Origin of the sequence: Cellulophaga sp. F20128 (assembly GCF_023015805.1) — a bacterium.
Taxonomy (GTDB): domain Bacteria; phylum Bacteroidota; class Bacteroidia; order Flavobacteriales; family Flavobacteriaceae; genus Cellulophaga.
The window spans coordinates 12,681-28,177 of record NZ_JALKBA010000014.1 but is presented as its reverse complement, the minus strand read 5'-3'; the positions used below and the strand labels follow the sequence as shown (position 1 = coordinate 28,177).

At 33.4% G+C, this 15,497-nt stretch carries 15 protein-coding genes and 2 tRNA genes; 7 read left to right on the top strand and 10 right to left on the bottom strand.

All coding sequences use genetic code 11. The annotated features are described in order from the left end of the window. Positions 1-22 precede the first annotated feature (22 nt). The 4 genes from MWU65_RS12995 (at position 23) to MWU65_RS12980 (ending at position 1,651) form a co-directional block, all read left to right on the top strand. Positions 23-967 carry a type IX secretion system membrane protein PorP/SprF gene (locus MWU65_RS12995; protein ID WP_247078527.1) on the top strand — a complete coding sequence of 315 codons (945 nt, stop codon included), beginning with the start codon at positions 23-25 and terminating at the stop codon, positions 965-967. Between the two features lie 37 nt (positions 968-1,004). After that, positions 1,005-1,361 carry a dihydroneopterin aldolase gene (gene folB / locus MWU65_RS12990; RefSeq protein ID WP_247078525.1) on the top strand — a complete coding sequence of 119 codons (357 nt, stop codon included), beginning with the start codon at positions 1,005-1,007 and terminating at the stop codon, positions 1,359-1,361. Positions 1,362-1,429: 68 nt separating this feature from the next. Next, a tRNA-Ala gene (locus MWU65_RS12985) sits at positions 1,430-1,501 on the top strand. A gap of 76 nt (positions 1,502-1,577) precedes the next feature. Next, positions 1,578-1,651: transfer RNA gene (locus tag MWU65_RS12980), tRNA-Cys, on the top strand. 212 nt (positions 1,652-1,863) lie between these two features. Here the strand turns inward: MWU65_RS12980 and MWU65_RS12975 are convergent. Genes MWU65_RS12975 through rnr form a run of 3 tightly spaced genes read right to left on the bottom strand, consistent with a single transcriptional unit; the run spans position 1,864 to position 5,476 of the window. Continuing rightward, on the bottom strand, positions 1,864-2,532 hold the full coding sequence (locus MWU65_RS12975) for a LysE family transporter (protein ID WP_247078523.1): 669 nt from the start codon (positions 2,530-2,532) through the stop codon (positions 1,864-1,866). A 9-nt stretch (positions 2,533-2,541) separates the two neighbouring features. Beyond that, a complete protein-coding gene (locus tag MWU65_RS12970) occupies positions 2,542-3,222 on the bottom strand; it encodes a head GIN domain-containing protein (protein WP_247078522.1) in 681 nt (226 codons plus the stop codon). Positions 3,223-3,280: 58 nt separating this feature from the next. Then, positions 3,281-5,476 carry a ribonuclease R gene (gene rnr, locus MWU65_RS12965; protein ID WP_247078520.1) on the bottom strand — a complete coding sequence of 732 codons (2,196 nt, stop codon included), beginning with the start codon at positions 5,474-5,476 and terminating at the stop codon, positions 3,281-3,283. Between the two features lie 576 nt (positions 5,477-6,052). On the opposite strand from rnr, the gene rpiB reads away from it, so the two are divergent. After that, complete coding sequence (rpiB, locus tag MWU65_RS12960) at positions 6,053-6,484, top strand: ribose 5-phosphate isomerase B (protein ID WP_247078518.1); 432 nt, start codon at positions 6,053-6,055, stop codon at positions 6,482-6,484. Positions 6,485-6,505: 21 nt separating this feature from the next. Next, positions 6,506-6,946, top strand: a complete 441-nt coding sequence (locus tag MWU65_RS12955; RefSeq protein WP_247078516.1) for a GNAT family N-acetyltransferase — start codon at positions 6,506-6,508, stop codon at positions 6,944-6,946. Here the strand turns inward: MWU65_RS12955 and MWU65_RS12950 are convergent. After that, entirely contained in the window at positions 6,943-7,317 is a 375-nt protein-coding gene (locus MWU65_RS12950; protein WP_247078514.1) for a hypothetical protein, read from the bottom strand. The two genes, MWU65_RS12955 and MWU65_RS12950, sit on opposite strands and share 4 nt — an antisense overlap. 151 nt (positions 7,318-7,468) lie before the next feature. Between MWU65_RS12950 and MWU65_RS12945 the strand changes: the two genes are divergently transcribed. Further along, positions 7,469-8,674, top strand: coding sequence for an SH3 domain-containing C40 family peptidase (locus MWU65_RS12945; protein WP_247078512.1), 1,206 nt, complete (start codon positions 7,469-7,471; stop codon positions 8,672-8,674). A gap of 1 nt (position 8,675) precedes the next feature. Here MWU65_RS12945 and MWU65_RS12940 read toward each other — a convergent pair whose 3' ends face one another. From MWU65_RS12940 to rnpA, 6 genes are all read right to left on the bottom strand, one after another. Beyond that, the gene (locus MWU65_RS12940) at positions 8,676-10,094 is read right to left on the bottom strand and encodes a sulfatase-like hydrolase/transferase (protein ID WP_247078510.1); all 1,419 of its coding nucleotides are present in this window, start codon (positions 10,092-10,094) and stop codon (positions 8,676-8,678) included. 24 nt (positions 10,095-10,118) lie between these two features. Then, positions 10,119-11,447: a sulfatase gene (locus tag MWU65_RS12935; RefSeq protein ID WP_247078508.1), complete on the bottom strand. Its 1,329-nt coding sequence runs from the start codon at positions 11,445-11,447 to the stop codon at positions 10,119-10,121. Between the two features lie 227 nt (positions 11,448-11,674). Continuing rightward, complete coding sequence (locus tag MWU65_RS12930; protein WP_247078506.1) at positions 11,675-12,301, bottom strand: DUF6624 domain-containing protein; 627 nt, start codon at positions 12,299-12,301, stop codon at positions 11,675-11,677. A gap of 130 nt (positions 12,302-12,431) precedes the next feature. Then, positions 12,432-13,223: a hypothetical protein gene (locus MWU65_RS12925; RefSeq protein WP_247078504.1), complete on the bottom strand. Its 792-nt coding sequence runs from the start codon at positions 13,221-13,223 to the stop codon at positions 12,432-12,434. Positions 13,224-13,349: 126 nt separating this feature from the next. Continuing rightward, positions 13,350-14,978, bottom strand: coding sequence for a S41 family peptidase (locus MWU65_RS12920; RefSeq protein ID WP_247078502.1), 1,629 nt, complete (start codon positions 14,976-14,978; stop codon positions 13,350-13,352). Beyond that, a complete protein-coding gene (gene rnpA, locus MWU65_RS12915) occupies positions 14,962-15,354 on the bottom strand; it encodes a ribonuclease P protein component (RefSeq protein ID WP_247078500.1) in 393 nt (130 codons plus the stop codon). The genes MWU65_RS12920 and rnpA overlap by 17 nt, the downstream gene beginning before the upstream one ends. Positions 15,355-15,497: the final 143 nt, after the last annotated feature.

The window sequence follows — 15,497 nt, the reverse complement described above, 5'->3', positions numbered from 1 at the left end:
CAAAAGAATTTAACCTAAAATTATGCGATACAAATTATTAATCTTACTACTACTTACAAGCACAATGCTTGTAAGGGCACAAGAGCTCAACTCCCCTCAATTATCGCAATACCTTGCCGATAACCCCTTTGTATTATCACCCACCTATGCTGGTATTGGGGATCATGTAAAAATTAGAATGAATGGATTAGCCCAATGGGTAGGAATAAAAGATGCTCCAAGAACCCAATCTATCGCTGCAGATGCAAGAATTGGCAACAAATCTGGTATGGGTATCTTTTTATATAATGATAAAAACGGCTATACAAAACAACAAGGTGCACGAATCTCTTTTGCCCACCATTTAACCTTAGACCGGTATGAAGACGAATTTCTATCTTTTGGAATCTCGTATAACTTTAATCAGTTTCGCTTAGATATCAGTGAATATTATGAAGTAGATCCTTCAGTTACAGACGACCGTTCTACAACAAATCACAATTTTGATGTAGGTCTAATGTATCGTATAAATAAGTTTTATGCCAGTTTAAATTCATCCAATTTATTAGACAAAGATATTGCCAATTTTAATCCAACATTTGAACCTAATAGGTTGAGAAACTATTATTTATACACTGGATATCGCTACAAAAAAAGTAAAAATAGCGATCTTGAAATTGAACCTTCCGTACTGTATAAAATGTTTGAAAGTGATGGAAGATCTGAAACAGATTTAAATTTAAAATTTAGATGGTATAATTATGAAGATTATTATTATGCCGGAGCAAATTATAGGTTTCTCAATGATCAAATTGGTAAGCCCTTATACGTAGCTCCCTTTGCTGGATTAAAGAAAAACAACTATTATTTTGGCTATTCTTATCAAATAATTTTAAACGATATTTTAAATTATAGTACCGGAACACATGTAATAACCATTGGTGTAGACTTATTTCAAGGTCTTAGTAATTGTAGGTGTATGTATTAATTGTTTAGGTTAACTTTGTATCTCTAAATAATACGCAATGGGAACTATAGTAGTAGGCAATATTAAGGTTTATGCATATCATGGATGTTTGTATGAAGAAGCACAAATTGGAAGTGATTATCTTGTGAATGTTAGTGTTTCTGCCGATCTAAAAAAAGCAGCTATTTCTGATGCTTTAAAAGACACTGTAGATTATGTTCATATCAATCATATTGTACAAGAAGAAATGGCAACCAGATCTAAATTACTAGAACATGTTGCAAAACGAATCATTGATCGAATATTTTCTGAAATTAGTATTGTCAATTCCGCAGAGGTTAGCGTTGCTAAAATTAATCCTCCTATTGGAGGCGATGTTGATCGGGTTTCGATAACCTTACAATTAACTCGATAAACGGCAATCCCTTAAGTTTTATATACTTATTAATATACGTACATTTGAACCCCCCCTATAAATTTAATGGCATTGTGGTCGAAATGGATAGACATAATCTCGCAAGGATTATTATAGTGGTTCGAATCCACTCGATGCCTCAAAAAAATTACAAAATAGATTCCTAAAAACTTATTTTTCTATGAATTTATTTTTGTAAGTTTGCAGTCCAAAAATGGCATCGTGGCCGAGTGGCTAGGCAGAGCTCTGCAAAAGCTTGTACAGCAGTTCGAATCTGCTCGATGCCTCCAATAACCTTCACTTTTTAGTGGAGGTTTTTTTGTTTTACTACTTCTTCAATATAATTTTATTCCCACAAAAGAAATACTACACCTCCCATAGTAAAAAAATATAAGATTTAATTTATGACGCTATCGTTCAGCAGTTTTTATAAAGTATCAAACCACTCAATGCCATAAAATCATTCACTTCACCTAGAATAGTTTTTAAAACAATTGGACTATTAATTTTCTCTGATGAGTTCTATACCTTCTTGGATATTGAGTTTGTCCTTTGGTAAAAAACCTTTGGTAATAAGTACAATTCCACAAATAATAAGGATAATTCCCAACCCTTTTTTTACCAAATAAATGCGGCGAAGTGTTAAATGTCTTTTTAATTGCTTGGCTAGTAATATTTTAAAAATATCTGTTATAAAATAAGTAGACAACATGGTGGCAAAAAAGATCAAAATACGGTCTGCATCATTATCCAAACTTGGCCCTACTACCAGTATAATCCCCAACCAAAAAACCAAAACTCCTATATTAATAAAATTAAGCAAAAAGCCTTTTACAAATAAACTTAAATAGGCTCCTTTGGTAACTCGTATATCTTTGAGTTTTTCCTTTTTTGGTTTTTTAATGAATATAATAATCCCATATACTAATAGAATTACACCGCCAAAAACATACAAGCCTGGTAAATTACTTAAATTTTCTAGCAATTGATAACTACTAAAATAAGCTAAGATTAAAAACAATATATCGGCAAAAAAAACACCCAAATTAAAGGTTAAAGCTGCCCTAAATCCCTTTACCGCACTTGTTTCTAACAGCACAAAAAAAACAGGACCAATCATAAAGCTTAAAAAAAAGCCCAATGGTATTGCTGCCTGAATATCGTCTAACATTTACCTTGCCTATTTCCTAGTTATTTTTCCTCCAAAAACAGTTTTTTCATCCATTCTTGCCGGGTTCCCATACACGGATACTTCACCTCCAGCTTTTACTGTTGCCTGTACATATTTAGAGGCATTAATTTCTGCATTTCCTCCTGCATTTACAGTAATCGTAGTTAGTTCAGTATTAAAATCTTTTCCATTATAAATACCGCCTGTGTTTATATTCACATCTTGATTTTTAGAAGATCCATTAGTTGTTATTAAACCGCCAGTAACCGATTTTACCAAGAGCTGAGACACTTTTGCATTAATTATTAATTCTCCCCCTTCTTGTGCCTTTAATTCCAGTACACTTTGCGCTATAAGCTCTTTAGATGTTATTCTAGCATCTTCGTTTACATCAATTATGGTTAAAACTTCAGTATAATACACATCTATAAATGTCCGATAACCACTGAAAATTTTATCTAATTCCATTCGTAATTTTAAAACACCATCATTATTTGCAATGGATACTTTTTGGGTATTAGCCCCAGTAATTACAGCTTCGTTTTTATCAGACTTAATTAAATTAACTGACAAACCATCAAAAGCTTTAATTTCCTTAAAGCTTAGTAGTTTTTGGGTTATTTTTTCTTCTTGTGCTTTTACCGTTATTGTAATACTAAATAAAAGCATAAATAAGGCTAACTTATTCATTTTGTTGTTTTTAGGTATAATTCCTAATCTAATTTACAAAATTCGTTCCAAACCGAAATTATTCAGCTTTCCTTAGTAAAGAAAAGTCCAAATGTCTTTTTATTAAATCTGTACTTTTAACCATTACTACTACTTCTTCCCCCAATTGGTAACTTTTATTGGTACGCTCTCCTACTATTGCATAATTCTTTTCATCAAACCTATAATAGTCATCCTTTATATCACTTATGCGTACCATTCCTTCGCATTTATTGTCTATTATTTCTATATAAATACCCCATTCTGTTACACCAGAGATAACACCTACAAATTCAGAATCTTTATGATCTTCCATAAATTTGATTTGCATGTATTTTATAGAATCTCTTTCTGCACTAGCTGCCAGGCCTTCCATATCTGAAGAATGTTTGCATTTTTCTTCATACACTTCTTGTTTTGCACTAGCCCCACCGTCCAAATAATGTTGTAATAAACGATGCACCATTACATCGGGATACCTTCTTATTGGGGATGTAAAATGTGTATAATAATCAAAAGCTAATCCGTAATGTCCAATATTATCTGTGGTATAAATAGCTTTGCTCATGCTCCGTATAGCCAAAGTATCTACTAAATTTTGTTCTTTTTTACCTTTAACATCCTCCAATAATTTATTTAAAGAATCACTTATTGATTGTTTGTTCTTAAAATCTAATTTGTGACCAAACCTAGCAATTATACCATTTAAATTGGCTAATTTTTCCTCGTTTGGTTCATCATGTACCCGGTAAATAAATGTTTTTTCAGGTTTTTGTTTGCCAATAAATTCGGCTACCTTTCTATTTGCTAATAACATAAACTCTTCAATGAGTTTGTTGGCATCTTTAGATTCTTTAAAATAAACACCTTCAGGTGCATTATTTTCATCCAAACTAAATCTAACTTCCACCTTATCAAAAGATATTGCCCCAGCCTGCATACGTTTTTCTCGCATAATTTTAGCTAATTTATCTAGTGTTAATGTAGCTTCAACAACTTCCTTACTAACCGTATACGCTCCACTTTCTCTTATAGAAATGTCTTGAGGAATTGTATTTTCTTTAGTTTCTATAATATACTGGGCTTCTTCATACGAAAACCGTTCGTTAGAATTTGTTACTGTTCTACCAAACCATTGGTTTCTTAAATTTGCTTTATCATCGATCTCAAAAACGGCAGAAAATGTATATTTTTCTTCATTGGGTCGTAAAGAACAAGCATTATTAGATAATACTTCTGGCAACATAGGAACCACTCGATCTACTAAATAAACGGAAGTTGCCCTTTGATAAGCTTCATCATCTAAAATAGTATCTGGTTCTAAATAATGAGAAACATCAGCAATATGAATTCCAATTTCATAATTTCCATTTTCCAATATTACAAAAGATAGGGCATCATCAAAATCTTTAGCATCTTTAGGATCTATAGTAAACGTAAGGGTTTCTCTCATATCCCTACGTTTCGCTATTTCGTCCTCTTTTATGGATGTATCAATTTTATTGGCATAACTTTCTATTTCTAATGGAAATTGATAGGGTAAGCCATATTCGGCCAATATAGAATGGATTTCTGTATTGTGTTCTCCTGGTTTTCCTAGCACTTCTATAATTTCACCATAGGGAGAATCAGCATCCTCTGGCCAATCGGTCATTTTTACAACAACCTTATCACCATCCTGAGCATCATTAATTTTATCCCTAGGAACAAAGAAATCCGTGTACATCCTAAAATCCGAAGAAGTAACAAAGGCATAATTTTTCTGCAATTGTACAATACCCACAAAATTAGTTTTATCTCTTGATATAATTTTAGTGATTTCTCCTTCTAATTTACGCCCTTTTCTTCTAGGGAAGATATAAACCTCTACGATATCCCTATGAAATGCTTTTTTTAATTTATTACTAGAGATAAAAACATCATCATCTAATCCGTCTACAACTATATAGGCATTCCCTCGCCCAGTTATATCAACTTTACCTGTATGATAGGTTTTACTGCTTTTAGAAACGGCCTTATATTTTCCTTTACTCTCTTCTATAATTCTTTTTTTTTCTTTTAGTTCTACTAGTCTTTTTATCAATATATTTCTTCCGCCAGCATCCGTTATATTTAACTTTGCGGCTATTTGCTTGTAATTGTAACTAGCGTTAGGATCTTTCTCTAAAACAGTAAAAATACCTTTTGTAATTTGGTTTCTTACTTGATTAGTGTTCCCTTTATTCTTCTTAATCATTAATCTTATTTATTTTTGGAAAAGTACAAATTATTATCTACTCCTATATACTTTAAGCCGTTTCTTAATTTTTAATTAAAGAAAACAAGGTTATAAACATATATATAATATTATTAATTTTTCTTTTATTAATTTTAAAAAAAATGGTGGTTATTATAGTGTGTTAATATCTACTATAATTTTATGCAATATTAATTGTAGTGAACAGTATTAAAATTTTGTGTACATTTTATACACCCTATATTGTATTTAAAAATCAGTTCATTAAGTAGCTTATCAACTACTATTAACAACTACTATTAACAATCAATTTTTAATAAGTATTTGGTTTAAAACTGTTCATAGTTTTACATTTTGTATTGATATCTTTACTTTAATTTCTTAAAACAATTTTAGGTTAGCATAACATTAATACATAAAGCAAAAAATAAATGGATTTACAAAATTTTTGTTTCCTATATTTATAAAGGTGTTGTGAACAACTTGTTAATTGTGGTGTTATTATTTTAAAATTAAGAATACTTTCTTAAAATGGTATTTGTATTTTTGTTTTATAATACTCGTAAACATAAAGTTATGCATATAGCCATTGGAAATGACCACGCTGGAACCGAATATAAATTAGCAATTATAGGATTGTTAAAATCGAAAGGTATTGAAGTTAGTAATTATGGTACTGATGGAAAGGATAGTGTGGATTATCCAGATTTTGTACATCCTGTAGCGACAGCTGTTGATTCAAAAAAAGTTGAATTTGGTATATTAATTTGTGGCAGTGGAAATGGGGTTTCTATGACTGCTAATAAGTATCAAAAAGTAAGAGCAGCTTTATGTTGGACCAAAGAAATAGTTGTTCTTTCTAGAGAACATAATGATGCAAACATATTGAGTATACCTGCGCGTTTTGTTTCTTTACCTCAGGCTTTAGAAATGGTTACTACTTTTTTAGAAACCGAATTTGAAGGCGGTAGACACGAAAGAAGAGTGGCAAAAATGGCATGTAAATAATTCAGAATTAATTCATTGTATATGAAGGTAACTGTTCAGTTATTTACAGAATTATCTATAGAAGATTTGTATCAAATTTTACAATTGCGTTCAGAGGTTTTTGTGGTAGAGCAAGACTGTGTATATCAAGATATTGATGGTAAAGATAGTAAGGCGCTACATGTTATTGGATATAAAAACAATAGTATAGTAGCTTATACGCGTATTTTTAAACCAGGAGATTATTTTGAAGAGGCTAGTATTGGTAGGGTAGTAGTGAGAAAATCGGAACGAAAATACAAATACGGCTACCTCATAATGGAAAAATCGATACACGCTATAGAAACGATTTTTAAGAAAACCACTATTAAAATATCAGCACAAGAATACCTTATCAGTTTTTATACGAAATTAGGATTTAAAAAAATAGGTGATCTTTATTTGGAAGACGGAATACCCCATACGGCGATGGTAAAAAGTTAAATTCTTATCGGAGTTTTGTTTGTTAAATTTATACCTTCTAACATATCATCTGTAAATTTAAAATGACCTTTAGTGGTAATAATCCTAAACCGATTAGAGTGCATACGGCTTAAGGTATCCAAAAACAACCACTTTGATTTGAGTAATTTTGGTTTTTCAGATTTTAAGCTAATTTCAAAAAAATATTTTTTCCCATTTTTCATCGCAACAATGTCTGGGGTAATTTTATTCCCTGTACTTTTTCTAATATAGGATTTGGGCATTTCACAATCCTTAAAATCTGCTTTAATATTTGTAAATCCTCTAGAGTCTAAGTACCCAATTGTTTTTTCCAAAAACGCAATATTTTCAACTTTTTCTGTTTGTAACATAGTGGATAAGATACAAAAAATAATAGACAAATCCTAATTTAAATCCTGATTAACAGCTATTTAAGAGCGTATCAACCATCAGAATAGACCACCATTACTTATAATGATTTAAAATTGTTATACTTTTACATTTAATTCAAATGGAACTACAATGAAACTTTTTCTTCCTTTTAAAACACCTATTTTTTTTCTAGTTGTATGTTTGATAACCTTTTATGGTTGTAAAAAAAACCTTGAAGTAAAAAACAACCCCATAAGCAGTTATATTGATAGTGTAAAACAAAACTATGCACCAGACAAGCGAGTAGCTATTTTTGATGTTGCATCAAGGTTAAGTAATGAACACTATATTATTAAGGGGGAATCTAATCTTCCAGAAGCCGTAAATGCCCTTAAAATGAAATTAAATAAGGCTAATATTACCTATACTGACAGTATTGTAATGTTGCCTACTTCAACATTTGCAACTAGCAATTGGGCAATAGTTAAAATATCAGTAGCAAATTTACGTAGTAAACCAGGACATTCTTCAGAATTGTCTACGCAAGCAACTTTAGGAACTCCCGTTAGACTATATAAGAAAATAGAAGATTGGTATTTAATACAAACTCCAGATAATTATTTAGCATGGGTAGATGGCGGAGGAATTGAGATTTTAAAAAATGATGATTTTGACGGTTGGAAAGCAGCTAAAAAGATTGTGTATACTGAGGTTTCTGGTTATTCCTATGAGTCGCCAATAAGTACACAAGTTGTATCTGATTTGGTGGCGGGTAGTATTTTAGAATTAGTAGCTGATAGCGGTTTCTTTTTTGAGGTAAAATATCCAGATGGCAGAAAAGCCTTTGTGCTAAAATCAGAATCTCAGAATTATGATGATTGGTTGGTAGCACTAGAACAGACTAGTGAATCTTTAGTGGCTACCTCAAAACAATTAATGGGCTTGCCTTATTTATGGGGAGGAACTTCTACCAAAGGGGTAGATTGTAGTGGATTTACCAAAACTATTTATTTTTTAAACGGAATGGTGTTACCGCGTGATGCATCACAGCAGATACATACGGGAAAAGTGATCGATGTCAACAAAGATTTTAGTGATGTAGCGGTTGGTGATTTATTATTTTTTGGAAAGAAAGCTACAGATTCTACTAAACAACGCGTTATACACGTGGGTATGTGGATTGGTAATAATGAATTCATCCATTCTGCTGGCCGGGTACACATAAGTAGTTTTGACAAGGAATCACCAAATTTTGACAGCTATAATTACAATAGATATTTACAAACCAATAGGGTTTTAAGTGAGCAAAATAAGGAAGGGATTAACCTACAACAGTTACCCGTTTTTAAGGATTAAACTAATCTTCTAATTGGGGCTGTTCCAAAGGGTAGCTTCTATCGTATAAACTCAGTTGATTTTTTCTCCATATAGGGCCTTCTAAGAACAATGGGTGTGGTAAGCGTACATCCCAATCCCCTAATTTTTTTAGGAGTTCTCTTGTTTTTTCAAGGTTTTTAAGAGCAAGGTCGTTTTGTTCAGATACATCTGTTGGTAAATGGTACAACATGGGCAAACGGTCTGGCAATCGCACTAATTTCCAAGGACCCTGTCTAATGGAAGCACTGATGGTAAATCGCCACAATAACTCATCGTGTGGAGCTGTCATTATTTCATCCGTAATAAAAGGCATTAAATTTACCCCAGTAAATGGGTTTGGTTCTTCCGTTTTTCCTCCGGCTAAGGCAAAAAATGTAGGTGCAAGGTCTAAGGCTGTTACTGGGTTTTTATATGTTTTACCGGAGGGGATGGTTCCAGGCCAATTTAAAATAAAGGGAATGTGTATTCCACCTTCCAATAAAATTCCTTTTTGGCCTCTATAAGGTGTGTTGTTAGAGCCGTTGGTATGCACAGGCCCGCCATTGTCACTAATAAAAACAATAACTGTATTTTTAGAGAGTCCTTCTTTTTTAACAGCGGCCATAATTTTACCTACATTGATGTCTAATCGATGTACCATAGCAGCATAGGTGCGTCTTTTTTTGTCCTTAATACCAGCAAACAACTTCAAATCTTCTTCCGTGGCCTGCATAGGTGCATGCGGGGCGTTAAAAGACGCAAATAGGAAGAAAGGTTCCTTGGCGTGCCTTTGTATAAAATCTACGCACTCATCTCCTTTATCATCTGTGATGTACGAAATTTTTTGAGGCTCTTTGTAGTTACTTTCTATGGGTGATTTATAACCATTACCATCAGGAGAACTTGTAAAGTAATCATGACCCCCACCAGTATACCCCCAAAACTCATCAAAACCGCGTTGTAAGGGATGAAATTGTGGTTCATAACCCAAATGCCATTTCCCCACCAATCCACTAACATAACCCAAAGATTTTAAATGATTCGGAATTGTTTTTTGGCTAATGGGAAGACCCAAATACTGCGGATCAAAACCAGGCTGATTGCCCCCCAAATTATTGTCGTACCCAAACTGAACTTGATGTATGCCGGTTATAAAACCTGCTCTTGACGGACTGCAAACAGGGGCAGACACATAACCTTCTGTAAAATGAACACCGGTTGCAGCAAGCTTGTCTATAAAGGGTGTTTTTATTTGTAAACTACCATTCATACTCAAATCTGCAAAACCCAAGTCGTCTGCAACAATTAATACAAAATTAGGTTTATCTAGAGCAGCTCTGTTTTTCTGTGCAACACCCACCAAAGTTTGTACAATACAACAACTGAAAAGAACAAAATTTTTAATACTGAATAGCTTCATAAGAATCGTAGATAAAGACAAGAATTAGAGTGAATCATCAAACGTAATCATAAGTTTTTTTAATTGACGAGCAACTTCGGGAAAATCCGAAACAACATTCAGTTTTTCTGCAATATCTGTTTCTAAGTTATAGAGCGAAACCTGAAATTCTCCTTCCATTTTTGTATTCCACCCATTTGATTTTTTAGTGTGTAACTTCCATTTTCCCAGTCTAACTGCTTCTAATTCCCCATTTCTTGCATAATAATAGAAAGGTCTTTCTGGTAAATTAGTACTATCAGGGTTTAGTAAAAGCTGGGTAATGTCTAAACCATCTTGAACATTGGTTTCTGGAATTTTAGCAGTTGCAATATGGGCTAATGTTGGGTATAAATCCAATGTTGTAACTACTTGATCAACTATTTTATTCGCTGGTATTTTTGCTGGCCAAGAAATAATACCGGGCACCCGTTGTCCGCCTTCCCATGTTTCTGCCTTTTTTCCACGTAAAGGTTTTGCTGAACCCTTATGCGGACCATTATCAGAGGTAAATACAAAAATGGTGTTGTCATAAAGGCCTTCTTCTTTTAAAGCCTTTATAATCTCCCCTGCACTCCAATCCAATTCCATAATTACATCCCCATAAATACCATTTTCACTTTTTCCTTTAAATTTTGGAGAGGCATATAAAGGCACATGGGGCATGTTATGGGCGAGGTACATAAAAAATGGTTTTCCCCCTTTGGCTTTTATTATACGGATGGCTTCTTCGGTATATTTTTTAGTCAGATAGCGTTGGTCAGGACCATTTTCTACTATCGTTGTATTTCTATACAGAGGCAAAGGAGGTGCGGTAAAATCTTTATGCGGATAGTAGTGGTTGTCCATATCGTTAGAGTAGGGAACGCCATAGAATTCATCAAATCCTTGATTGTTTGGCATGAACTCAGCTTTGTGTCCCAAATGCCATTTTCCAATGCAAGAAGTGGTATAACCGCTTTCTTTTAGTATTTCTGCCATTGTTACTTCCGCAGGCGCTAATCCACCTTCTGAAAAAGGGAATAACACTGCTTGGTGTAAATTGGTTCGTTTAGGGTATTTCCCTGTTAATAGGGCAGCTCTAGAGGGTGTGCAAACAGTTGCTGGTACGTAAAAGTTGGTAAACTTAATTCCGGTAGTGGCTAAGGTATCTAGGTTGGGAGTGGTAAAGCCTTCAGCTCCATAGGTTCCTAGATCTGCATAACCCTGATCATCTGTAAAAAAGATGATGATGTTAGGTCGCTCTTCTTTATGGTTGTTACAAGCCGTTAAAAATAAGACAAGTGCAAAACAGGCTAATAGTACCGGTTTAACGGGTTTAAAGAATTGGTTCATTCTGGTTTATTTTATATCAGTTTTATATGGTAAATCTTGAAATAAAGGTGGAGCGAATAAATATACGGAAAACGTGATATTTAGAACCAAAATCTTCATTACTTATATCCTGAATTTGATTTAAAAAGAAATAGGGAGGATAACCTGTAGTTAAAATTATGGCAATTTTTTGAGTAATAAATAAATTGCCACAGCGCATTTTCTTCTCAAGGAAAAGGATGTTCTTTTTATTTTTTCTTTTGCGAAATGGTCCAATCAATTCCTTTTTCTTTGGCAAAGCCTTCAATACCTTCAAGACCAATTTCCCTTCTTCGTAGATCTACATATTCCGGTTTTTCAATTTCAAAAAAAATAACATTTTCGTTTTTATCTTTGGTGGTTTGCGAACCATAGATTTGAGGTTTATGAGCATTGACAAGCATTCTGTCAATTAATCTCGCGTACTGTAGGGGTTGCGATTCTTTTTTTAAAACGGATGCTTTCATTAAAGCAGCATACTTTTCTTTTGTTTTCAGGGAACTGTGTTGAATTATACTCCATATGGCGCCATTTGCCAACCTACCAACATCACTAATACCGAGCCATCCATACTTATCAAGGATTTTTATTAATTCGCTTTCAATCCGTTTGTCTTGGTCTTCTACCACTTTCCAGAAGTATTCCATTTCTGCCGAATCTTGACCAAATTTTTTTTCTGCATCCTGATATAACCTTCTAAAAAGTTGGTCATGCATAAATAGGGTTTCGAGTTTGGTTTTTAAAGTGTCCAATTCTTTTCCACTGGCTTGCTTGTATTGGCCACAAAGCGAAATTGAGAAAGTACCCATAATGAAAAGAAAGAGTAATTTTTTCATCTATTTTAATTGAAATACCGGTCTTGCTTTATAAGATTAGTGGCGTGTTTATTGTCTAAAGTTAACAAATAAATCACAGATAGAAAAAGCGCGAATACTTTTCTAAATAGGATTTAACTAGCAATTGATTTTATACTTTGGCAAGCTGCGTATTTTTATTTTTTATAATTGAAAAAATCATAAACAGTCCAATTATAACCCAAACATAATATACTCCGGTTGTGGTCAGTGAAATACTAGTAAAATGAAGGTCAATATTTTGGAACATAGGCAATCCAAAATTTGTTTTGGGTGCTAAAACATCAATGCCTTTAAAACTGTATACTGACATCCCTTGTTTGTAAATAAAAAGCAAAGGAATGGAAAGTAATAGTACGTATTTGCGTTTCCATACTGCGACTACAATAATGATAAGGAGCGTAACGAATATTGTTATATAAGTGTAAAAAATTGTAGTTCTGTTGGAATCAAAATTAGGAATATCAAATTTGTTGCCTGGAGAATAAAACGTGCTAGCAATATTTACATTGAGTGGTTCAAACCGTTTCAATGTCAATTTCCCTTCATTTTCTAATACATTAAGAGAATAAGAAAACTTTCTACTATCTTTAAATGTTACCCAATATTTTAAAAGATATTCAGAATTTCCACCAATTTGATGTATCAAATTTGCTTCTCGTAACTCTGTATTATGTTCCATTCCTCTCCAAATAATTGAGTTTGAATTTAACTTGTCAATGTATTCTTGTGGTACCTTATGGTCGAAATAAGTTTGATAAAAATCCTTTAGTGGATACGTGTTAATAGAAGCTTCTATCGCTTTTTCGGAAAATTGAAAAACCTTTTCTGGTGTCTGGTTATTTATTAGAGAACAAGATGTGAGAAGGACTGTTGCTACAAAGATTAAAAGACCTTTTCTCATAGTTAATTTGTTTAATTATTTGTACTACTACCTAACCAATATTAAGAAAAGCCATTTTAATTTTTGCTTTTTTATTGAAAAACTTTCATTTTGCGAAAATAATTCACAACGGGTAGATATGCAGACCTACCTCAAATAGTCCGCATAGCTTGTTCTATTATTCAACAACTCCGTTGCTGTTAATATGGCATCATCTTGGGTGAGGTAATAGTCATACAAACCATCGCGGTAAAAATAGCGCTTTACAATTTCGTCTTCCAAATTCTTTACAATTTCTGCCTTATAGGTATCTAGGGCCTTCAGTTTACTTTTGTTAATGTCTACCAATAAACTTTTGTACTTTTCTTCTATTTCAGCACCAAAGAGTACAGCATCTTTGCTGTGAATGGCCGCCGTTAGAGCTTTCTCTGTTTCGGTTTCAAATGAAAAGTTAGTGGACTGAACATGATTTTTAAAAGCTGTAAAATCTGCATCTGTAAACGTAAAATTAGATGGAGATGCTAGTTTGTTGTTGTAATAGTAATTGGTTGCAAAGTCAAAAATTACATTGTTAGTGAGTAGCGCATTGGTTAGGGCATTGGTTTTGGTGGTATTAATTAATACCTCTGGTAATACACCGCCCCCATCTTGCACTTTTCTTCCATTTTTGGTTTTAAATTCGTTAAAAGTGGTATTTTTTATAGCCTTTCCATCCTCGTCTCTATGCCAATAGTCCAGTGATTGAATACACCTACCAGAAGGAGTATAATATCTGGATATAGTGACCTTAAGTTGGGTGCCATAGGTAAGCTTTAACGGTCGTTGTACTAGTCCTTTCCCAAAACTACGTGCCCCCATAATCACTGCTCTATCTAAATCTTGCAAGCTACCCGATACAATTTCACTTGCAGAGGCACTGCTTCCGTTTACCAAAACCACCAAAGGAATTTCAGTATCAATAGGTTTGTTTTTGGTTTTATAAGTTCGGTTAAACTTCTGAACCTTCGATTTTGTGGTTACAATTAATTCTCCCTTTGGAACAAAAATATTGGTCACATTTATAGCCTCGGACAGTAAGCCACCGGGGTTTCCTCTTAAATCGAGAATAATTTTTTCTGCACCTTGGTTTTTAAGGTTTTCTAAGGCTTCTATGGTTTGTGCAGATGCCTTTTGATTAAATTTAGAAAGTACAATATAGCCTGTTTTAGCATCTACCATTTTGTAAAATGGCACCGCATCTACATCTATTTCTGCTCTGTTTATTGTGGTGGTATGGGTATTATTTTGCCTTTTGTAGACTACAGTAACCGATGTGTTACTAGCGCCTTTTAAAAGTTCTGTTGCATCCTCTTTAAAATCGGCTATCGCGATATCGCCAATTTTAATTATTTCATCTCCTGCTTTTAGTCCCGCTTTATCTGCAGGAGAATCTTTATAAGGCTCTATAATGAGCATTTTTTCTTTGTAGGTACGCACAACGGCACCAATACCCGAATATTTTCCGGCATTGTTAATTTTAAAAGCCTCTACGTCTTGTTCGTTTAAAAAGGTGGTGTACGGATCTAAACCATTGAGCATGTGTTTAATGGCATTGTCCATTAATTCACCCGGATTGGTTTCGTCTACATAGTTCATATTTAACTCTTTAAAGAGCGTAGTGAATATTTCTATCTGTTTTGCTATTTCAAAAAAATCACTTTTAAAACTACTAGCTCCAACCAGTAGAAAGACCGCTAAAACGGGGATAATGATATGTTTTTTAAGAACTTTTTTCATCGCTGAGTTTCTTTTGTAATTTGGTAAGTACTGCTATCGTTGACTTTTCTATGGTCTCGGATTCGGGCATTTGTTTCCCAATGTATAAAAATAGTAACGCATAATCTCCTTCTATGTTGTTGTAAACAATGTGTTTATTGCTTCGATATGCTTCTCTCAACAGGCGTTTTATTCTATTGCGATCTACCGCACTTTTAAAATTGCGTTTGGCTACCGTGACACCAACTTTTAGGGGGGTGTTTTCTAAGGTGCAAGGAAGGTATATTAATTTTATAGGAAAATTAGTAACCGTCTTGCCTTCTGTAAAAAGCTGTTCTATTAATTTTTTACTTTTTAGCTTTTCTTTTTTAGGAAAGGTAAAGTTTAATTGGGTCATGGGTATACTGTGATCTTAACGAAACAAAAATTAGGTATAAAATACCAATTCTAACCTTACTTAAAGTGGTTTGGAAATAGAATTGATAGTTTCTACGCAACCAAAATACTGTTAGCGTGGAATACGTGCTGCTAAAGATACTA